The sequence below is a fragment of the Bacillus sp. Brlt_9 genome, assembly GCF_051948935.1.
Taxonomy (GTDB): Bacteria; Bacillota; Bacilli; order Bacillales; family Bacillaceae_G; genus Bacillus_A.
The window spans coordinates 121,355-141,920 of the sequence record NZ_JAYJLO010000009.1; the positions used below are offsets into that span (position 1 = coordinate 121,355).

General features: G+C 36.0%; 19 protein-coding genes. 10 read left to right on the top strand and 9 right to left on the bottom strand.

Annotation, left to right across the window (positions count from 1 at the left end; all coding sequences use genetic code 11):
* The first annotated feature begins 70 nt into the window (after positions 1 to 70).
* Both VF726_RS25885 and VF726_RS25890 read left to right on the top strand, forming a co-directional pair.
* The gene (locus VF726_RS25885) at positions 71 to 628 is read left to right on the top strand and encodes an RNA polymerase sigma factor (RefSeq protein WP_440173002.1); all 558 of its coding nucleotides are present in this window, start codon (positions 71 to 73) and stop codon (positions 626 to 628) included.
* Entirely contained in the window at positions 594 to 2,012 is a 1,419-nt protein-coding gene (locus VF726_RS25890) for an anti-sigma factor (protein WP_440173004.1), read from the top strand. The genes VF726_RS25885 and VF726_RS25890 overlap by 35 nt, the downstream gene beginning before the upstream one ends.
* A gap of 31 nt (positions 2,013 to 2,043) precedes the next feature.
* Here the strand turns inward: VF726_RS25890 and VF726_RS25895 are convergent, their stop codons facing one another.
* Entirely contained in the window at positions 2,044 to 2,997 is a 954-nt protein-coding gene (locus VF726_RS25895) for a helix-turn-helix transcriptional regulator (protein WP_440173006.1), read from the bottom strand.
* A gap of 107 nt (positions 2,998 to 3,104) precedes the next feature.
* Between VF726_RS25895 and VF726_RS25900 the strand changes: the two genes are divergently transcribed.
* Complete coding sequence (locus VF726_RS25900; protein ID WP_097863365.1) at positions 3,105 to 3,626, top strand: dihydrofolate reductase family protein; 522 nt, start codon at positions 3,105 to 3,107, stop codon at positions 3,624 to 3,626.
* 19 nt (positions 3,627 to 3,645) lie between these two features.
* Here VF726_RS25900 and VF726_RS25905 read toward each other — a convergent pair whose 3' ends face one another.
* Together VF726_RS25905 and VF726_RS25910 are read right to left on the bottom strand one after the other, a co-directional pair.
* Positions 3,646 to 5,031, bottom strand: a complete 1,386-nt coding sequence (locus tag VF726_RS25905) for an ATP-binding protein (protein ID WP_440173008.1) — start codon at positions 5,029 to 5,031, stop codon at positions 3,646 to 3,648.
* An 11-nt stretch (positions 5,032 to 5,042) separates the two neighbouring features.
* Positions 5,043 to 5,720 carry a response regulator transcription factor gene (locus VF726_RS25910; protein ID WP_440173010.1) on the bottom strand — a complete coding sequence of 226 codons (678 nt, stop codon included), beginning with the start codon at positions 5,718 to 5,720 and terminating at the stop codon, positions 5,043 to 5,045.
* Between the two features lie 174 nt (positions 5,721 to 5,894).
* Here VF726_RS25910 and VF726_RS25915 point away from each other — a divergent pair, with 174 nt between their 5' ends.
* The 4 genes from VF726_RS25915 (at position 5,895) to VF726_RS25930 (ending at position 9,718) form a co-directional block, all read left to right on the top strand.
* The gene (locus tag VF726_RS25915; RefSeq protein WP_440173011.1) at positions 5,895 to 7,142 is read left to right on the top strand and encodes a cell wall-binding repeat-containing protein; all 1,248 of its coding nucleotides are present in this window, start codon (positions 5,895 to 5,897) and stop codon (positions 7,140 to 7,142) included.
* 300 nt (positions 7,143 to 7,442) lie between these two features.
* Positions 7,443 to 8,894, top strand: coding sequence for a SulP family inorganic anion transporter (locus VF726_RS25920; protein ID WP_440173012.1), 1,452 nt, complete (start codon positions 7,443 to 7,445; stop codon positions 8,892 to 8,894).
* Between the two features lie 65 nt (positions 8,895 to 8,959).
* Complete coding sequence (locus tag VF726_RS25925; protein ID WP_000277995.1) at positions 8,960 to 9,382, top strand: universal stress protein; 423 nt, start codon at positions 8,960 to 8,962, stop codon at positions 9,380 to 9,382.
* A gap of 210 nt (positions 9,383 to 9,592) precedes the next feature.
* Positions 9,593 to 9,718 (top strand): DUF4027 family protein, encoded by a 126-nt coding sequence (locus tag VF726_RS25930; protein ID WP_000738295.1) that lies wholly within the window; start codon positions 9,593 to 9,595, stop codon positions 9,716 to 9,718.
* Positions 9,719 to 9,818: 100 nt separating this feature from the next.
* On the opposite strand, the gene opp4A is transcribed toward VF726_RS25930, so the two are convergent.
* The 6 genes from opp4A to glpT all read right to left on the bottom strand — a co-directional run bounded on the left by opp4A (position 9,819) and on the right by glpT (position 17,082).
* A complete protein-coding gene (gene opp4A, locus VF726_RS25935) occupies positions 9,819 to 11,600 on the bottom strand; it encodes an oligopeptide ABC transporter substrate-binding protein (protein ID WP_440173014.1) in 1,782 nt (593 codons plus the stop codon).
* Positions 11,601 to 11,612: 12 nt separating this feature from the next.
* Complete coding sequence (locus tag VF726_RS25940) at positions 11,613 to 12,518, bottom strand: ABC transporter permease (RefSeq protein WP_262751080.1); 906 nt, start codon at positions 12,516 to 12,518, stop codon at positions 11,613 to 11,615.
* A 17-nt stretch (positions 12,519 to 12,535) separates the two neighbouring features.
* On the bottom strand, positions 12,536 to 13,501 hold the full coding sequence (opp4B, locus tag VF726_RS25945) for an oligopeptide ABC transporter permease (protein ID WP_048525038.1): 966 nt from the start codon (positions 13,499 to 13,501) through the stop codon (positions 12,536 to 12,538).
* A gap of 14 nt (positions 13,502 to 13,515) precedes the next feature.
* Positions 13,516 to 14,442 (bottom strand): ABC transporter ATP-binding protein, encoded by a 927-nt coding sequence (locus VF726_RS25950; protein ID WP_001196373.1) that lies wholly within the window; start codon positions 14,440 to 14,442, stop codon positions 13,516 to 13,518.
* Positions 14,429 to 15,448 carry an ABC transporter ATP-binding protein gene (locus VF726_RS25955; RefSeq protein WP_440173017.1) on the bottom strand — a complete coding sequence of 340 codons (1,020 nt, stop codon included), beginning with the start codon at positions 15,446 to 15,448 and terminating at the stop codon, positions 14,429 to 14,431. Before VF726_RS25955 ends, VF726_RS25950 begins: the two co-directional genes overlap by 14 nt.
* A gap of 284 nt (positions 15,449 to 15,732) precedes the next feature.
* On the bottom strand, positions 15,733 to 17,082 hold the full coding sequence (gene glpT / locus VF726_RS25960; RefSeq protein WP_087955406.1) for a glycerol-3-phosphate transporter: 1,350 nt from the start codon (positions 17,080 to 17,082) through the stop codon (positions 15,733 to 15,735).
* A gap of 272 nt (positions 17,083 to 17,354) precedes the next feature.
* Here glpT and VF726_RS25965 point away from each other — a divergent pair, with 272 nt between their 5' ends.
* The 3 genes from VF726_RS25965 to rbsR all read left to right on the top strand — a co-directional run bounded on the left by VF726_RS25965 (position 17,355) and on the right by rbsR (position 20,555).
* On the top strand, positions 17,355 to 17,813 hold the full coding sequence (locus VF726_RS25965; RefSeq protein WP_016089296.1) for a MarR family winged helix-turn-helix transcriptional regulator: 459 nt from the start codon (positions 17,355 to 17,357) through the stop codon (positions 17,811 to 17,813).
* A 19-nt stretch (positions 17,814 to 17,832) separates the two neighbouring features.
* Complete coding sequence (locus VF726_RS25970; protein WP_440173018.1) at positions 17,833 to 19,446, top strand: MDR family MFS transporter; 1,614 nt, start codon at positions 17,833 to 17,835, stop codon at positions 19,444 to 19,446.
* Between the two features lie 137 nt (positions 19,447 to 19,583).
* The gene (gene rbsR, locus VF726_RS25975) at positions 19,584 to 20,555 is read left to right on the top strand and encodes a ribose operon transcriptional repressor RbsR (RefSeq protein WP_440173019.1); all 972 of its coding nucleotides are present in this window, start codon (positions 19,584 to 19,586) and stop codon (positions 20,553 to 20,555) included.
* Positions 20,556 to 20,566: the final 11 nt, after the last annotated feature.

The following is a 20,566-nucleotide window of genomic DNA, read 5'->3' on the forward strand; positions in this document are numbered from 1 at the left end:
TATAAATAGATTTTTTTATTGTCACAAAGTATATCGCCCATTCGTTATATAGAGTGAGAGGAGGAGTTATATGAAAGTCACAAACAACGATTATGAAAAGATGGAAGAGCTATACGAGTTGTACGAACAAAAAATTTATTATGTAGCTTATTCTATTTTAAATAATATTCAGCAGGCAGAAGATGCAGTTCAAGAGACGTTTATTACCCTATATAAGAACTTGGAAAAGCTCCATAACTTGGCTACTCAAGAGCTTAAACGCTACATTTTGAGGGTCGCGAAAAACAAGGCGATTGATAGTTACAGGAAAAATAAACGACATGAAACATTTTTAGAAGAATATGAGAGAGAATCAATAGAAACAGTAGATGAAAATATTGAAGAGTGGGAAAAACGTAAAATGTCTGAGGTTCAAATTGATGCATTGCTAAAAGAGTTAAGTGAATCTAACAGACAGGTGTTTAAGTACAAAGTCTTCTATAACTTAACGTATCAAGAAATTTCAAATGTCATGGGGATAACGGAGGCTAATGTCCGCAAGCAGTTTGAACGCGCTCGAAAACGAGTACAAACTATTATAGGAGGTATACAACATGACGAATTCAAAGAACTCCAAAGAAATATATGAACTTGCTGAAAAAATTGCTTTAGATGATTTTGATAAACTCGAAGAACAACATGAATTTTCACATACATATACGCGTAATAAGAAATTGTTTATGGAGGAAATGAAGCTGAAAGATGGACAACCGCAGAAAAAGCGTAAAAGACATCGTATGTTAATCGCTGCTGCTTGCTTATTGATCGGCATGCCGACAACCGTTTTTGGAGCAGTAAAAGTCTATAATATGATTGTTCAAAAACAAAATTATGAAGTAAATGTTTCGGTAACAAACAAGGATTCGAAAAAGGCTGATAAGTGGTATAAGTTAAAAATCGATAAATTACCAGAAAATATGGAAGCAATTGATGACTCTGCTATGAAATATTCCTTTAAAGATAACTACGCACTAGGCGGATTTTCATTCGTTCTTTGGAGAGTAGAGGGGAATTCAGACTTTCCAACTCTGTACTCGAAAAGTTATGAAGAAAAAGAAATAAATGGTAAGAAGGCAGTAATTGTACATAGAGACACTGGAAATAAAGATTTAATGTTTAATAGAGTAATTTTTCTCTATTTTGAGGAAGAAGGAATTATGTTACAAAGTTACATTGGAAACGATATAAACGAAGAACAAATGATGGATGTGCTAGGGAGCATTTCACTTGAGCCCACGTCAAAAGAAAAGTCATCACATATAAGCGATTATGATAAAAAGTATTTTAGCCAAGAAGGTAAAACAACTAAGGTAATTCCTTTGAAAAAAGATAGCAAACGACTATTTCATATAGGGCAAAAGGTTCCAGTAACGATATCTATGGATAACAGCCAAATTGAATATGTGATAGAAAAAGTTGAAGTTTTTGATTCAATTAAAGATTTTAAGCAAGAAAACTTTAGCGAAATGGGATTAGGGAGATTAAGAGAGAATCAAGCTTTGGATCGAGCAGGACAATTGATACCATATAGGCGGGATGAATATAAAGTGGGAAATGGTAAAGAGTCAATTGATAAATTGATAGAGTGGAAATTAGTTCCCCCTAAATTTGTCTACCTGACAACAACAGTGAAAAATATAGGTAAAAAGGAGACGAAAGAAATTTATATGCATCCATCCATACAAGTGCTTCAAGGTAAAGGAAATGCATGGAAGTATGCTGGGAAAGATGGAATTGCAGAAAAAAATATTATGACAGGCGAAGTTGATTATTTAGAACCTCATGGAGATGGGAAAAGCTTCTACAATATTGGCAGTATCCGACAAGGAGAAACAGTAAAAGTTAATTTAGGTTATTTTGTAGATGAGGATAAACTAGATTCAATCTTTCTGGATGCTTTCAATTACAGAGGGAGTGGTGACACTGAAAATATGAATTCGAAAAATCGTTGGTGGTTTGATATTCGTCAATAGTAAAACAATAAGACTAAAAAGCTGCTTATAGTTAGCAGCTTTTTTCATCTTCATACATATGTAAAATTTCTTTCGCACGCATACGTAAACCATCTATCAATTCTTTCGGCTCTAAAACTCGTGCATCTTTCCCGAGTCTATAAAATAAAGGGGTAATAAAGTTAACTTCACCTTTATCAATTGTTGAATGTATATATCCTGTTCCGTCTTCATTGACTACCACGAATTCTTCAAGGTAAGGAACACTTTTACATTGGCGCACGCCTTCTACTGTTAATGAGACATGTAACTGGGTAGGAATGTTTATGACGCTAGAGTTAGAGTCGAACCATTCTTCTAAATTCATGAACGTACTTTCATTTTCTTCTGTTGATAATATAGAAAGAATACGATCAACGCGATACAGTAATACTTTTTTTCTGCTGAAGTCATAGGATGGTAAGTACCATAGCCCGTCATGAGCGTATACACCTATAGGATGAACATGTTTTGTTTTTACCCCCGATTTAGATTCGTATTGAAAATGTAAATTTTTATTTTCAATAGCCGCGGTTAACACTTCGTTTAAAAGAGGTGTATCAATTATTCTCTTCGGATTCCAAAAGGCGATATAAGAACGTATTTTATCAACTTTTACTTTCGCATCATGTTGTAGGGAGTTATACAGTTTATGCGTAACGGAATTGATTTCTGTGTTAAAAGGTAAGTCTCGATAGTAACTTAAAGATTGAAAAGCAAAAAAGATGGAGACCGCTTCTTCTTCCGTAAATAAAATAGGGGGGATGACTTTATTCGTTAATACTTTATATCCTCCGTTACGGCCTTGTTCTGCATAAATAGGTAATCCCATATCACTTAAATCCAAAATGTATCTATGGACAGTACGAACGGAAATGTTAAATTCATCAGCTATTTCCTGAGCTGTAAATGTTCTTTTCGCAGAGGCGAATATAAGAATGTCTAGTAAACGTTTTGCTTTGGACAACTATCTCACTCGTTTCTTTTTTAATATGACATAAATTGTCATGTTTTAAGGATAGTATAGTGCGTATAAGGTGATTTTATCAATATACGTTGTAAGGAGGAAAAGAGATGTCACGTGAAGTTGTTTTATTTATAGCCGCTAGTTTGGATGGATATATTGCGAAAGAAAATGATGATTTAGAGTGGTTAATGGAAACCGAAGGAGAGGGAGATAACGGTTATACAGAAATGTATGAAACGATTGATACAATAATTATGGGAAAACGAACGTATGATTATGTAGTAGAGCATACAGAAACATTTCCGTACTTAGATAAAGCATGTTATGTTTTTTCTCGTTCAGAAAAAGGCTCAGACGGAAACGTGGAGTTTGTAAATGAAGATGTAGTGGAGTTTACGAAAAGGCTAAAAGCACAAGAAGGATCTAAAATATGGATGGTTGGTGGAGGAAGTTTATTGAAAGAGTTTTTTAAGAATAATCTAATTGATGAATATGTTGTTACGATTACACCACATATATTAGGTTCTGGAGTTCCGTTATTTCAAGACAAGAATCCAGAAATTAATTTAACTTTAACGGATACGAAACGTTTTGGGCAATTTGTAAATTTATATTATAAAGTAAAATGATAAAGAAACACGACTACCATCAGTAGTCGTGTTTTTGTATAGATGGTAATGAAATGATAAAGCAAGACCCGTGATCGACTTCGCTCGTTACAGAAACATTCCCGCCGTGTAGTTCTACAATTTCTTTTACGATAGATAGCCCTAAACCAGTTCCGCCCGTAGCTCGTGATCTTGCTTTATCAACTCGATAAAAGCGGTCGAAAATGTGAGGGAGGTCTTCAGGAGGAATACCTTCGCCTTTATCTTCAATTGTAATAGAGATACGTTTATTTTCTTCTATAACAGAAATGTTGATATGAGAATGTTCTTTTGAATGTCTATAAGCGTTATTTAATATGTTCACTATAACTTGTTCGAAGCGTTGTTCATCTAAGTTTACTAGTAGTATAGAAGGGCAAAAGAAAGAAACTTTAATGTGTCTTTCTTTATACATCGCGTTTACTTTTTCGGCTATGCGAGTAAGGAAGGTGTGCAAATATACTTCCGTTACTTGAATAGAAAAGTTATGTTGTTCCATTTGGGCAAGTGAAAATAAATCTTGAACTAAGTTCGTAATGTAATCAGACTCATCTTTTATAATAGATAAATATCGTAAACGTTGCTCAGGAGGTGTACTTTCTTTTAATGCAATGTCAGCATAACCCCTTACGTATGTTAACGGTGTTCGTAATTCGTGAGCAACACTTGCTAGAAATTCACTTCGCTCTGTTTTCATATAATGTAAATCATTAGCAAGCGTTTGAATAGATGACGCTAGTTCACCAATTTCGTCATTTCGAGTAGTCGTTAACGAAACGGATAAATCGCCTTTACTCATTTTTTCAGTGGCATGTTTCATGTGTAACAATGGTTTTGTTAACAACCGTGATAATAGAAAGATGGTGATGACTGTTAATAGAAAAGTAATGACTCCGGCAATAATGAATTGTTTTGTTAGCCCGTTAACCATTTCTTCGATTGATTCCGTTCCGAGAAACATATATACATAGCCTTCCGTTTTCCCTGCCACTATAATGGGGCTAACTGTACATATATAATTAGATGTTTTCCAATGATTCTCTATAATTGCTCCGTCATGATCTGTCCGTGTTTGCATCTTTTCAATATGCTTTTTTATAGTAGTATTAATTTCATTAGATTTAGCTAGTACATCCTTATTTGCATTTGTAATAACGACAGTCGTTTCGGCTTCGGATTCCATTAGTGCAACATGGGAGATTGTTTGCTTATCAAAATATTTTTCAAGGACATCTCGGTGACTATTCCCGCGTTTTAATAAAGCTGTCATTTCTTCATTTACTCTATTGTTGACAAGGCTATAATAAAGCAAGACAAATAGAACACTTTCGATTAAAAGTGTAACAATTAAAAAATAAAATCCGAGTTGAATAGAAATTCGCTTCATCGTTTTGCTCCTTAATCTAGAGTATCAACCCATCGATACCCGACTCCGTAAACTGTTTTTAAATGGTGATCAATAGGGAAATTTGCTTTTCGTAATTTATCTCGCAAATTACGAATATGCGAATCGACTGTTCTATCTTCTGTATTTGTATTTAATCCCCAAATTCGTTCAATGAGTTGATCGCGGCTTAATACGTAGTTCACATGGCGTAAAAATAATCCGAGTAAAGAGAATTCGATGGGGGTGAGAAGAAGTTCTTCATTATCGACAGAGACGAAATGCTTTGCCTCATCCCATAAAATGCCGTGATATTGGATTTGCGCGTGTTGATTCGTTCGCCTTAAAACAGCTTCAATTCTTGCGAAAAGCTCCTCTTCATGGAAAGGTTTCGTTACGTAATCATCCGCTCCAAGTTTTAACCCTTGAATGATATCTACCGTTTGATCACGAGCAGTTACCATAATGATAGGAACGTTACTAAATGATCGAATTCTTTTGCACGTTTCCCACCCATCCATCTTTGGCATCATAATATCGAGTAAAACAAATTTGAAGTTTCGATTTTCTATATGTGAAATAGCTTCTTCCCCTGATACTGTACATACGCAGTTGTATCCGATTGGAGTAAGATAAAGCGTTAATAATTCAAGCATTCTCGGCTCATCATCTACGAGTAGTATATCGACCATAGAGTACCTCCGCATTTGTAGTTATTACTTAAATTGTAAGTCAAAATCATGAAGAAATGGTGCAGATTATCATTCATCTGCATAATTTCTTCAGAATTGCTTGTTATTGTAAAGTTGAAATTCCATTTTAGGTAATGATATTGGCTCAAAAATGATTCATACGGAGGCGGTATAGTGAAAAAGATGACCCGAATCTTTGGGATAACAATAATTGCGGTGGCTGGTCTTGCGGCGTGTGGGCAAACGAACACGGATCATAAAAATCATGAAACTAAAGAAGAGAAAAAAACAGAGCAAAAGGAAATGAAAATGAATCAGGAGGTAACTGCGCCGGAAGAAATGAACGAAGGTGCATCGAATGATTTATTAACGACAAGCTTAAAAAATGTAACGAGATTAAACACAAAAGATTCGCTGCAAATGGCAGTATTAACTTCGCAAACGATATGGCCAGCAACGCATAAAGAGAATCAGCCCGGCGCTATTATTTTAGTACCAGTAAACGAGTGGCAATTAGGTATTGCGAGTGCGGATCTTATTCATCATCCGAATAACGGGCCAATTTTATTTATAGAAAAAGAAAAGGTACCCGAAATGACGTTAAAAGAAATAAAACGATTAAATCCGCTCGGAACGAAAGACGGAACACAAATTATGGTGATGGGGGATGTAGGTGCATCTATCCTTGAGCAATTGAAAGAGTATAAAGTAAAGCAAATAAAAGAAAAGGATCCAGCTATATTTGCTAAAGATGTGGATAAAGAATATGCCGATATAACAGGAAGCTACCCAAATAGTGTTATTATCGGTTCGTCTGAAGAAGAAGGACGTTTATATACAACACCAGCTGTAAATTGGATCTCTCATATGCCAGAACCGCTTTTATATACAGAGAAAGATAAGGTGCCAGAAGCGACGATAGAGGCATTAAAGGTGAGAAAAGATAAAGCGAATATATATGTATTAGGACCAGAAAAAATTATTTCAAAAGAAGTAGAAAAAGAATTAAGTAAATACGGGAAAGTAACGCGTATTAGTGGTGAAACTCCAACAGAAAATTCGGTTGCCTTTGCGAAATTTAAAGATGAAAAAACGAAATTTGGCTGGGGGTTCACAAAACCAGGTCACGGTTTATCATTTGTTTCAAGCAAAACACCAGACTTAGCAGTTGCAGGAGCACCTTTTTCGCATATGGGTAAACACGCACCTATTGTATTGTTAGAAGAAGGGAAAGCTTCACAACCAGTGTATGACTTCCTTGCTACTATTCAGCCGAAGTTTAAAGATGACCCAACACTTGGGCCATATAACCACGGCTTCTTATTAGGAAGTACGAGTGATATTTCATTTGAAACGCAAGGTGTACTGGATGAGAGGTTAGAGATTGTTCAGGAAAGTGGTCAAGGTCACGGTGGACATTAAAGAAAAAGACGCTATGAAGGTAGCGTCTTTTTTTTTAGGAAACTTTTACATAGCAAAAATCTCTCTACTCGTTATATAATAGCCTTCGTGCAGTCGGCTTAGATTTTCTTATGGAGAAAATCAAATGATAAAGTGAAACTTTAATCATTGGGGGGGTCATCCCCCAATGATTATTAGCCTTCACCAATCGGGCTTTTATGGGCAGTTGATCCCCACCTAACTTCTTTGCTGTCGCTGAATTTTGAGGTAGGGTCTTACTGCCCGGCAAATAGCGGGGTAAAAGAGTAGAGGAGTGGTATTTTGTTTCAAACGATAAAAAATGATTGGTTCTCCAACGTGAGAGGGGACGTGCTATCGGGAATTGTTGTTGCTTTAGCGTTAATTCCTGAAGCGATCGCTTTCTCAGTTATTGCAGGCGTAGATCCGACTGTTGGGTTATACGCTGCCTTTTGTATTGCGGTTACCATTTCATTTGTTGGCGGACGAACTGGAATGATTTCAGCTGCAACAGGTGCAATGGCATTATTAATGGTAACGCTCGTTAAAGATCACGGCTTACAATATTTATTTGCTACAACAATATTAACGGGTATTGTCCAAATTATTTTTGGCGTGTTCAAACTGAGCTCATTTATGAAGTTTGTTCCGAAATCTGTTATGAGTGGTTTTTTAAATTCACTTGGAATTTTAGTTTTCACAGCACAACTGCCGCATTTTAAAAATGCAACTTGGCAAATGTATGCACTTGTCGCATTAGGACTTGTAATTATATATGTATTTCCACGAATTACGACAGCTATACCGTCTACACTTATTTCCATTATTATTGTGACAAGTATTGCACTTATGAGCGGATTACAGCTAAAAACAGTAGGAGATATGGGAAGTCTGCCGAAAGAATTACCGTTCTTTAGCATGCCTGACGTGCCTTTTACACTTGAAACATTAGGGATTATTTTACCGTACGCAGTTATGCTTGCAATTATCGGTTTACTAGAGTCTTTATTAACAGCTTCAGTTTTAGATGATATGACGCATACGGAAAGTAATAAACATAAGGAAGCACGCGGTCAAGGTATTGCAAACATTGTCGCTGGTTTCTTCGGAGGAATGGCAGGATGTGCAATGATTGGACAATCTGTTATTAATATTAAATCAGGTGGACGAGGTCGATTATCAACATTTGTAGCGGGCGGATTTTTAATCGTATTACTATTTGTTTTAGGTGACTATGTCGTTCATATTCCGATGGCAGCATTAGTTGCAGTTATGATTATGGTTTCAATCGGAACATTTGATTGGAACTCTGTAACAACAATTCATAAAGTACCAAAAGGAAATGCATTAGTTATGATCGTAACAGTTGTGATTGTCTTAATTACACATAATTTAGCATTAGGTGTAATTATCGGAACAGTAATTAGTGCGGTTTTATTTGCATTCAATATGACAAAGATTCACGTGAAACATTTATATATTGAAAATAAGAAAATATACGAAATTCACGGCCAACTTTTCTTTGCATCTACGGCAGATTTTATAAATCATTTTTCATTTGAGGAAGATGTAAAAGAAATTGAGTTGAATTTTTCTCACGCACACGTATGGGATGATTCAGCAGTAGCCGCAATTGATAAAGTTATTATGAAGTATGAACAAAGTGGCGTGAAAGTAAGCATAACGGGATTAAATGAACGTAGCTCAAAACTTGTTGCAAATTTAGCTACTTATAATAAAAGAATTGCTAGTTAGAAGCCTCCTTTTTAGGAGGCTTTACTATATAATATGAGTAGGATAACGAAAAGGGGATTCAGCATATGTACAAACAAATTATATTAGCATGTGACGGTTCTGAACATGCACTTCGAGCAGCGGAGCATGCAACATATATTGCGAAATGTAGCGAAGAAACAAATGTTGAAGTTGTGTACGTAGTAGATAATAGAACAGCAAAATCAGATATTATACAAGGCCAAACAGATTTAGAAACAATATCGGCTAGCCGAAAAGATAAATTAAAAGAGATTGAAGGTTTATTAAAGAAAGAGAACATTCCTTATACAATTACGATATTACATGGTGATCCTGGAGATACGATCGTTCAATATGTAAATACAGGAGATATAGATCTTGTTATAGCTGGAAGTAGAGGATTAAATACACTACAAGAGATGGTGCTTGGTAGTGTCAGTCATAAAATAGCGAAACGAGTGAAATGCCCGGTAATGATTATTAAATAAATTGAGCGATATATTCTGTAGTGTAAGCAAGACCTTGATATAATGCGAGGTCTTTTTTGCGTATAAAGAGGGGGAGTGCGGGCATACTAGATATATAAGTTTAAAGAGAAATCGTTAACTTACAAATTTGTAAGTTAGTTGTTAGTGAAATCGATGTTATGAAAATTATTCCATTGGTAAAATGAAAATATCGAAGGGGAGAGAGGGAGGATGAAAAAGATGAAAGCATTTCAAAATTTATCATATAGTCAAGGTGTCGGTCTTATTTGTTTAGGAGGATTTGCTGCATCTGTTACGTTAGCTGTTGTAATAAAGATGATTCATCAAATCTTTTAATTTTAGAGTAGGGAAGGAATTGATTGTTATTAATAGCAAGAGAAGGGTTATAAATGAAAAATAGCTCCTGGCATGTATCTTAGCGCCAGGAGCTATTTTATTATTTCTCTGTTTCTGCTTTATCGCTTGTTACGCTAACGTTACCCCATTTGTATTGATCCTCTGGTGTATATTTATAATCTTTTACGCGATTATTTACACCTTTTAAGTCAAATTTATAATGAAGTGGAATTAATGGTACTTCATCGTGAACTAATTTTTGCCATTTATCGTATACATCTTTTCGGTACTTTTCATCAGCAGCTTTTGGAGAAATACCATCTTTTAATAATTCTGTGTTTTTGTCAGTAGCCCAACGTGTGTAATTGAACGATGCGTCTTTAGCCCAAATACCAGAAGGGTCTGGATCAGATGCAGTTCCCCAAGCTGCCGCGAAAAGATCAACTTTTGGATCATCTTTTTTAATCATATCGTAGAATGAGTTGAATTCATGCAAGCGACCATCAAGAAGCTCTACTTTTAGACCGATGTCTTTCCAAGATTGAATAAAGAATTTTGCAAGTGGTTCACTTACATCGCTACCACTCATTGATAAGAAATTAGCTTTAAATTCTTTACCATTCGGATCTTCGCGGAATCCATCCCCGTTCGTATCTTTATAGCCAGCTTCATCTAATAACTTTTTAGCTTTCTCTACATCTTTATCATAGGCACCAATTTTATTGTTATGATATTTTGGTAGAGATGGTGGGATTGGTGAGTTAGCCGGATAACGTAGGCCATGATATAATTTTTCACCAATTTCTTTTCGATCGATAGCATACGCCATCGCCTGACGTACACGAACATCTTTAAATTTCTCTTTATCCATTACTACTTCTTCTTTTTCTTTATCCATATGGCCTAATTTAAAGCCGATATAACTATAGTATAAATCGGTTTTACCGACTAATTGTGCATTTTTTAATTTACTTACATTTGGATATTGATCTGCACTTACTTCAGCAATGTCAATATCACCATTTTTTAAGGACGCGTTAACAACAGAAGGGTTAACAACTTTTAAAACCATGCTTTTCAGTTTTGGTTTTCCGCCATAATAGTCATCAAAACGTTCAAATTCAACGGATTCTCCAGGAGTAATTTTCTTCACTTTAAAAGGTCCGAAACCAATTGGGTTTTTGCGGATTTTATCAGATTCTGCTAATTTATCGATTGGTACATCTCCTAAATATTTCTTATGAAGAGGGTATGCCCAAAGCCCAGTTTTCACTGAAGGATTCGGCTCTTTAAATGTAATCGAAATTGTTTTTTGGTCCGTTACTTTTATACCTGAAATTTTTTCAGCTTTTCCATTATGGTAATCTTCCATACCTTCAATCATTTGCATTTGAGTGTCATAGCGAGAACCGGCATATTGTTTGCTACCAATCACTAGATAAGAGTATTCTAAATCCTCAGCAGTAACAGGGTTTCCATCATGCCATTTTACATTATCTTTGATTTTTAGTGTAATTGTCTTTTTATCTTCAGAAATTTCATATGTAGCAGCGCCATCATTCGTGTATTCCCAGTTTTCGTCATTTGATAATAAAGATTCATCGAAAATGGTAATGACTTGGTTATCAGGATCTCCTTCATATACAGCGAAATTTAAAAGTCCTTCAAATGGTGTGTTAGAAACAAGACCATATGTTAATGAACCATCTTTAACTTCTTTTTTATCATTTTTAACAGATGCACTAAATTTATTTGTATCTACTTTTTTTGTGCTGCTCGTTTTTTCACTACCACCACTACCGCTGCCCCCACATGCTGAAAGTAGTAATGTTGAAACCGCAAGTGTACTTAATACTTTGAAAAATTTTGGCTTATTTGTCATTTCTTCCACCCCTTATCCTTTTCTTTGTCTTGCGTCGGCCGAACGGCGTAGCGCTTGACCAATAAAATTTATACACAGCATCAATGTTAAAATCATGACTGATGCGGGTAACCAAATCCACCATTTTTCTTGTAATACATCTGGATTTCTAGCATAACTAACAAGTGTTCCAAGGCTTGGTGTACTTTCTGGTAAACCAAATCCTAAGAAAGTTAGACCAGATTCAATACCGATGTTTCCAGCAAGGTTTAATGTAATGCTAACAATGATAATGGAACTTAAGTTAGGTAGCACTTGGAAAAGAATGATTTTCCAGTTTGGTGTACCTAAAGTTTTTGATGCAGAGACATAATCGAGTTCTTTTTCAGTTAATACTTTTGAGCGAATTAATCTTGCCTTTCCTGTCCATAAGAACACGCTCATAATTAAAATGAAAGTGAAAATATTGAATGTAGGAACAAGTGTAATAAAAACAATTACAAGCATTAAAAATGGTAAAACCATAACGAAGTCGATAATGCGCATAATGATATTATCAATTGCTCCGCCAAAATAACCGGCAATTAATCCAATTGAAAGGCCAATGAAACAAGAAAGAATAGTAATTGCTAATCCGATTGTAAAGGAGTTACGTGTACCAATAATAAGTTGGCCGAAAATATCGCGTCCTCCATAATCTGTTCCTAACCAATGTTCAGCAGAGGGAGGAGCATAAATAGCGAATAAATCAACTCGTACAATATCTTCTTGTTTCATAATAAAAGATGTTGCGTAGACTGCTAGTAATAAGATTGCTAGGAAAACAAGTGAAAACATTGCTAATTTATCTTTACGAAGTTCTCGCCACATAATAGAGAAACCAGAAGGGCTTTTTTCGTAATGAACAACTTCAGTTTGTTTTTCAGGGTTTGCTAACATAACGTCTGCTCCTTTCTTTAATCAATACGAATACGTGGATCGACGATGCTTAGAATAATATCTGAAAGGAGAGTTCCAAGTAACGTTGCAAATCCAGTAAACATAACGAGTGCAGTTATTACACTAAAATCGCGTTGAGAGATAGATTGTATAAATAGTTGTCCAATTCCTGGATAGCTAAAAATACTTTCTAAGAAGATGGCACCGCCAACCAATCCTGTAATTTCATAGCCTAAGAAGGCTGCAATTGGTAAGAATGAATTTCGTAAAATATGTCTAGAATAGATTTTTGATTCTGGAACACCTTTTGCTCTTACTGTACGAACAAAATCTTTATGCTTCGTATCGATAATTTCGCTTCGTAAATATTGAACAGTACCAACTGTTGCAATTAATGCGCCGGATAAAGCTGGTAAGAGAAGGTGATTCAATTTGCTTAAATAGTAAGCAAATGTACCTGTTGCAACTTGAGGATCTACGCTACCACCGGTTGGGAATATAGCAAACTTAAATCCGAATAGGAAGAGCATAATTAATGCAAATATAAATAGTGGTGTAGCAAATCCTAGATAGTTGTAAATGGTAATGAGTCGATCAGCCCATGTATCATTCCACCGCCCACTTATAACTCCTAGTGGTATAGCAATTAAATAAGTAAGAATAAGAATGACAAGTGCTAAAGATACTGTATTTCCAAGTCGTTCTCCAATTAAATCAGTTACTTTCATTTTATGTGCATAGGAAATACCGAAGTCACCTTGGACGGCATTTTTAATCCAGCGAACATATTGTGTTGTAACTGGGTCATTTAATCCAAGTTTTTCACGTTGTTCTTCAATTACTTTTGGATCCGCTTTTGGATTCATTGCTCTGCCAGTTAAGGCATCGCCTGGCATTGCCTTAGCTAATAGAAAGACAAGTACACTTAACACGAATAATTGCGGGATCATTACTAAAAATCTCCGTAATATAAACTTCCACATGTTTTATCACTCCCTTATGGTAATGCCACCCGGTGCGTTGGCGAAATTGGTTTTAAATCATAAGCCCGACCGTTTTCATTGAAATAATTTTCATATGATTTCTCGTATTCAGAGCTTACTTGTTGACGAAGCTTACGCTGTCTTTCTCTGTTTTCAGGACGAATATCAGGAATTGCTGATATTAGGCGCTTCGTATAAATATGTTGCGGATTACTGTATATTTCTGCACTAGTTGCTTCTTCGACGATACGTCCGCGATACATAACACCGATACGATCACACATATGACGAATTACACCTAAATCATGACTAATGAATAAGTACGTTAGTCCGAGCTCAGCTTGTAAATCTTGCAAGAAGTTTAATACTTGAGCTTGTACAGAAACATCTAGTGCTGATACAGGTTCATCAGCGATAATAAGCTTCGGTTTTAATGTAAGAGCCCGTGCAATACCAATCCGCTGCCTTTGCCCACCGGAAAATTCATGTGGATATTTATAAATTGACTCTGGATTTAGACCAACTTTATCAAGATATTCTTGAACAGCTCTACGTTCTTCATCAGGTGAGAGCTTCTCAAAATTTCGAAGAGGCTCAGCAATAATGTCGAGAACACGTTTCTTCGGATTTAATGATGAATATGGATCTTGGAAGATCATTTGAATATCTTTTCGCTGTTCACGTAGCTCAGAGCGACTTAACTTTGTTAAATCTCTATTATTAAAATGAATGCTGCCCTCTGTTGCTTTCGTTAAATGCATAATTGCTTTACCAGTTGTTGATTTGCCGCTTCCTGATTCACCAACGATTCCGTATGTTTCACCAGGTTGTAATTCAAAACTTACACCATCGACAGCACGCACGTAATCTAATGTGCGGCCGAAGAAACCACCTTTAATTGGAAAATGTACTTTTAAATCTTCTACTTTAAGCAGTGCCATGAGTTACGTCATCTCCTTTCTTATCTTGGAAGTTGAAATGTTTGTAGCACGTACAACGTACCCAATGGTCTGGTTTTACTTCATGTAAAATTGGATTTTCCTCGTGTTGATCCGGTCTAATCCATGGAATTCGAGCCTGGAAACGGCAACCTGTGCGAGGAAGCTTCGCCAATGTAGGAACCACCCCTTGAATTACATGCAATTTTTCTTTTTCAGCGTAAGCAGATGGAATGGAGTTTAATAGAGAACGAGTATACGGGTGAAGAGGATTGTTAAAAATCTCTTCAACTTTTCCTGTTTCTACAACCTGTCCAGCGTACATAACGACGATACGATCGGCCGTTTCTGCGACAACACTTAAATCATGAGTAATTAAAATGATGCCCATTTTCGTTTGTTCTTGAATAGATTTTAGTAAGTCTAAAATTTGTGCTTGGATGGTTACGTCAAGAGCCGTTGTTGGCTCATCCGCAATAATGAGTGCTGGGTTACAAGCAATTGCAATTGCGATAACAATTCTTTGTCTCATTCCGCCAGATAATTCGTGTGGGTATTGTTTATATGTAAGTTCTGGTTTTGGAATACCAACTTGATGAAGTAGTTCTAGGGTGCGTTCTTTCTTTTCAACTTTTGAAAGGTTTGTGTGGTAGTCTAAGTTTTCTTCGATTTGTTTTCCAACTGTCATAAGAGGATCGAGTGCTGTAAGAGGTTCTTGGAAAATCATACCGATGTTTGATCCGCGTACTTTATTCATTTCTGCGGCTGACATAGTAAGTAAATCTTTATCTCTATAGTTAAGCTGCCCTTGTAATTTTGTATTTGCTTCATTATGCAGTCGCATAATTGAAAGGGCAAGTGCACTTTTTCCGCAACCTGATTCACCAACTATCGCGACAATTTCATTTTCATGGACTGTTAACGACACATCATCAACTGCTGCATGATAGTGATCTTGTATGCGAAAGGAAGTCTGTAAGTTTTCAATGCGAAGAAGTGGATTCTTCATGGCTATCCCTCCATCTTTTCAGAAAAGACTAAATATTTTGTATGTTGTTATTATTTTAATATAAATTGACAATGTTTGACAAGAAAAAGTTGAGAAAATATTCAAAAATCTTTTTATACAATAATTGAATGCAGTTGTATTAGTAGTTGAAGTGATTTGAAAACGCTAACATATATAGGTTGGGAGAATAAATCTTTTGTAAGAAAAAAGTATTATATGTAGAAAAAAGAGAGGTGTTCTGGAAAGAACAGTCTCTCTTTTTTTGATAAGAATAATATTAGTATTTAAGCGTGCTTTTGTTTTGCAGAGCCTGTTTTTAAAGTAAGAGCAAGGAAGAACATTGCAAGTACACAAGATGCAAGTAATAAGATGAACCCGCCATCCCATCCGAATGCATCTACGATAAAGCCCATAGCAGCACTAGCGAAAGCAGCTCCACCTAAGTAACCGAAGAAGCCAGTTAATCCCGCTGCAGTTCCAGCCGCTTTCTTTGGTGCTAAGTCAAGTGCATGTAGACCAATTAACATAACAGGTCCGTAAATTAAAAATCCAATTGCAACAAGTGCGATACTATCAACCATTGGATTACCAGGAGGGTTTAGCCAGTAAACAAGAACGGCGATAAATACACCAACCATAAATAAAATACCAGCAGGTGCGCGGCGTCCTTTAAATAGTTTATCACTCATCCAGCCACAAAGAAGTGTACCTGGAATACCAGCCCATTCATATAGAGCGTAAGCTGTACGTGAGCTACTATGAGTAAAGCTTTTTTCTTCTACTAAATAAGTAGGAGCCCAGTCTACAACACCGTAGCGAACGAAATAAACGAAAACGTTCGCGATAGCGATGTACCATAAAAATTTATTGTTTAGTACGTATTTAAATAAAATTTCCTTTGCTGAAAGTTCACGTTCACGGTCTTGTACTTTTTCATCTGGTGGATATTCTCCTGTATGTTCTTCAATAGAAGGTAATCCGCAAGATTGAGGTGTATCTTTCATCGTAATTAACACATAAATACCAACTAAAATTGAAAGAATACCTGGGAAGTAAAAAATACTATGCCAGTCATTTGCAAAGAAATATAACCCTAATGTTACAAGGGAAGGCATAAGTGCGCCGCCGACATTATGAGCGACGTTCCAAATAGACATTTTTGTACCACGTTCACTAATAGAGAACCAATGAACCATTGTACGGCCACAAGGAGGCCATCCCATACCTTGTACCCATCCGTTTAAAAACTGCAGTACAAACATAAGTATAATGCTTGTTGTAATGAAAGAAAATGAGCCGAAAATAATATTAATAATACCTGATAAAAATAGCCCAGCTGCTAAAAAGTAGCGAGGATTACAGCGGTCGGATACGATACCCATAAGAAATTTACTTAATCCGTAAGCGATAGAAACTGCTGAAAGGATAACCCCAAGTTCCCCTTTACTAAAGCCTTGTTCGAGTAAGTATGGCATTGCTAGTGAAAAGTTTTTTCGAACAAAATAATAACCTGCATAGCCGATGAAGATACCTAAGAATACTTGTAAACGTAATTTACGGTATTCACTATCAACACGATCAGCTGGTAAGCGTTCCGCGTGGGGCGCAGGTTTAAAGAATTGTGTGAAAAACATAAAATGAAAATCCTCCCCTAATGAATTCGAAGTGTTGTAAGGCAGAGAGAATATAAAAAGGCCATGAAATATAAAAAAGTTTCCTTTTTTATGATTCATAGCCGTGTACTCCGATTCTCCGTGACTGTCAATATTAACTTCGTCGAAAATTATACAACTTTGTGACAAAAATGTAAACGTTTTTATAAATAAAAAGTGTTGACGGATTTTGTTCGTGGGATTAATATTTAAATACGTTAAATATTTTATTGTTTAAATAAGAGGTGGATAACATGCCAAATGATATGACGCACATCGATAAAATTCAAGCTCTTGCGTTTTCGATTGGAAAGAAAATGCAGACGGAGTTATTAGAACAAATGCAAGCAACAGGACTTACACCACCGCAGTTTTATATTTTAAAGATTTTAGATCATTACGGTGCTTCAAGAGCGACAAAATTAGCAAAAAAGATGTATGTAAAGCCTAGCGCAATTACAGTGATGATTGATCGCCTAATTGACCAAGAGCTTGTAGAACGCTATCACGACAAAGATGACCGTCGTGTTGTCGTCATTGAGTTAACAAAAAAGGGGAAAGCTAGAGTAGAAGAGGCAATGACGGCTCGTAATGAGCATATTGCAAAGTATTTCTCACATTTAGAATTACAAGAAAGAGAAGATTTGTTACGTCTCTTTGAGAAGTTAGAAACAATCATTTGCGGGACACAAGAGAAAAAAGAGAATAACTAAGAGGAATTGAGGAGATTACATGGAGCAACAAGACAACATAAATAGAAAGTTGCTGTTGATCGGTTTAATAATCGCGATGCTATTTGCTGCATTAGATGGAACAATCGTTGGTACAGCAATGCCGCGTATCGTCGGTGAACTAGGCGGATTAAGCTTAATGACGTGGTTAACAACAGCTTATATGTTAACATCAACGACAGTTGTACCAATTGCAGGTAAATTAGCGGATTTACTTGGCCGTCGTAACGTATATATAACAGGGCTAGTTATCTTTATGGTTGGTTCGGCGTTATGTGGTATGGCAAATGGTATGACAGAATTAATTATTTTCCGTGGTATTCAAGGTCTTGGTGGCGGTATTATGATGCCAATGGCTATGATTATTATCGGAGATATGTTCACGGGAAAAGAACGTGCAAAATGGCAAGGGATTTTTGGTGCGTTATATGGTCTTGCTTCTGTAATTGGGCCACAAGTTGGTGGTTGGATTGTAGATGCAGTGAACTGGAGATGGGTATTCTACATTAACTTGCCAGTTGGTATTTTAGCAACAATCTTTATTGCAATGGGATTAAAGTCACATAAACAAACAGGACCAATTAAAATTGATATCGCTGGAATCTTTACGATGATTCTCGGTGTTGTAAGTTTATTACTTGCATTAACGTTTGGCGGAAAAGATTACCCATGGGATTCTTGGCAAATTATCGGGTTATTTGCATTAGCCCTAATTGGTATTGTTAGCTTTATTATCGTTGAAACGAAAGCAGAAGAACCGATTTTACCGATGCATTTCTTTAAAAATCGCACATTTACATTATTAAATGCGATTGGATTCTTTATGAGTATCGGAATGTTCGGTGCAATTATGTTCGTACCATTCTTCATGCAAGGAATTGTAGGAGTAAGTGCGGCTGAATCAGGAACAATTATGACGCCAATGATGATTACTATGATTGTGATGAGTATTATCGGTGGGCAACTTGTATTAAAAGTTGGTGTAAAGCCACAAATTATTACAGGAATGCTTATAATGGCCGGAGGATTCTGGTTATTAACAACGATGGATATGCACACAACTAAATTAACTGCAACGTCTTATATGATGGTTATCGGTTTAGGGATGGGGCTTGTAATGCCAACATTAACATTAGCGTTACAAGAAAGCTTCCCGAAAAAAGACCTTGGTGTCGTAACGTCATCAAGTCAGTTCTTCCGTCAAATCGGTGGAACATTTGGTATTACAATTTTAGGATCGATTATGAATAACACTTCAGGTACAACATTAACAAAGAATTTAGTACCTGTATTAGATACATTCCCGAAAGAAGCGGGACAAATGGTAACGAAATTTAAAGATATGATTCATACAGACCCACAAGGTTTATATTCAATGTTATTTAGTCCAGAGGCATTAAAACAAATGCCAGAAGCTTTCGCTAACAGCATTGTACCGATTTTGAAAAACTCTTTAGTAGACTCACTTCATACTGTATTCTTAACAGGATTAGTATTTATCGTAGTAGGCGCTATCTTTACGATCTTCTTACAGAAGATTAAATTGTCAGATCGTAAGAAGGATGCTGAAGAGCCAGCTACAGAGGAAAAAGAACAAACTGTATCATATTCGTAATGAAAAAGCATCGCCTTATGGCGGTGCTTTTTTGAGTATAACCTTAAAAGCTTTTTCGTGAGAAATGATTGACGTATTTCTAGAAATACGTTATATTATTTTCTGTAAACGGTTACATGAAATGGAGAGGGAAAAGAATGAGTACGATTAAAGACGTTGCAAAATTAGCGGGAGTATCTGTTGCGACCGTTTCCAGAGTGTTAAATAAAAATGGATATGTTCATGAAGATACATTAAAGAAAGTAGAACGAGCGATTGAGATGCTAGATTATAAACCTAGTACAGTAGCACGTTCACTGTATAATAAAAAATCTCGTTTAATTGGCTTAGTTGTCCCAAATATCGTGAATCCATTCTTTCCAGAAGTTGCACGTGCCGTAGAAGATGTAGCTCATAAGCAAGGATACACAGTTGTACTTTGTAACTCTGATGAAAATTTAGAGAAAGAAAAGCAATATATTGATGTACTTAGGCAAAATAATGTGGACGGATTTATTGTAGCAACAAATCCACAAAATAGTGTTAATTACATGAATTTGTCAGTACCAGTCGTTGCAATTGACCGTATGTTTAATGAGCGTATACCTGCTGTATATGCAGATAACTATGCGGGAAGTCAGGCAGCAACAAAGTTATTAATAGATAAAGGTTGTAAACATATTGCACATATTCGCGGACCGCGTGACGTAAGCACCGCTAATGAACGTTTTGAAGGCTTTGTAGACGTTATTACGCAAAATAATCTTTCTTATATGATTGCAGAGAGTACATTTGATCCAACTAATAGTGAGCGTGTAGCGGTGGAATTATTAGAAGAATACCCACATATCGATGGAATTGTTGCTGGTAATGATTTAATTGCAATAGGTATTGTAAAGGCTGCACTTCAAAAGGGAATTTCCATTCCAGATGATTTACAAATTATCGGATTCGATGGGATTTCTTTAACAGAGATGATGTATCCATCTATTACAACTGTTGCACAGCCAATTTATGAAATGGGGAAAATTGCAACAGAACTGCTGTTAGAGCAGATGGAAGGAAACGTATTAGGAGAGAAACACTATCGTTTACCGATTGAAATTATAGAACGAAATACAACGAAGTAAGGAGATGAAAC

Bases quoted from the DNA above. Each gene is read 5' to 3' on its own strand.
- VF726_RS25950 (WP_001196373.1), bottom strand. From the start codon at position 14,442: ATGGCACTGCTTAAAGTAGAAGATTTAAAAGTACATTTTCCAATTAAA.
- VF726_RS25905 (WP_440173008.1), bottom strand. From the start codon at position 5,031: ATGAAGCGAATTTCTATTCAACTCGGATTTTATTTTTTAATTGTTACA.
- VF726_RS25940 (WP_262751080.1), bottom strand. From the start codon at position 12,518: ATGTTAGCAAACCCTGAAAAACAAACTGAAGTTGTTCATTACGAAAAA.
- VF726_RS25900 (WP_097863365.1), top strand. From the start codon at position 3,105: ATGTCACGTGAAGTTGTTTTATTTATAGCCGCTAGTTTGGATGGATAT.
- opp4A (WP_440173014.1), bottom strand. From the start codon at position 11,600: ATGACAAATAAGCCAAAATTTTTCAAAGTATTAAGTACACTTGCGGTT.
- VF726_RS25910 (WP_440173010.1), bottom strand. From the start codon at position 5,720: ATGGTCGATATACTACTCGTAGATGATGAGCCGAGAATGCTTGAATTA.
- VF726_RS25885 (WP_440173002.1), top strand. From the start codon at position 71: ATGAAAGTCACAAACAACGATTATGAAAAGATGGAAGAGCTATACGAG.
- VF726_RS25970 (WP_440173018.1), top strand. From the start codon at position 17,833: ATGGAGCAACAAGACAACATAAATAGAAAGTTGCTGTTGATCGGTTTA.
- VF726_RS25925 (WP_000277995.1), top strand. From the start codon at position 8,960: ATGTACAAACAAATTATATTAGCATGTGACGGTTCTGAACATGCACTT.
- VF726_RS25965 (WP_016089296.1), top strand. From the start codon at position 17,355: ATGCCAAATGATATGACGCACATCGATAAAATTCAAGCTCTTGCGTTT.
- glpT (WP_087955406.1), bottom strand. From the start codon at position 17,082: ATGTTTTTCACACAATTCTTTAAACCTGCGCCCCACGCGGAACGCTTA.
- rbsR (WP_440173019.1), top strand. From the start codon at position 19,584: ATGAGTACGATTAAAGACGTTGCAAAATTAGCGGGAGTATCTGTTGCG.
- VF726_RS25890 (WP_440173004.1), top strand. From the start codon at position 594: ATGACGAATTCAAAGAACTCCAAAGAAATATATGAACTTGCTGAAAAA.
- VF726_RS25930 (WP_000738295.1), top strand. From the start codon at position 9,593: ATGAAAAAGATGAAAGCATTTCAAAATTTATCATATAGTCAAGGTGTC.
- opp4B (WP_048525038.1), bottom strand. From the start codon at position 13,501: ATGTGGAAGTTTATATTACGGAGATTTTTAGTAATGATCCCGCAATTA.
- VF726_RS25955 (WP_440173017.1), bottom strand. From the start codon at position 15,448: ATGAAGAATCCACTTCTTCGCATTGAAAACTTACAGACTTCCTTTCGC.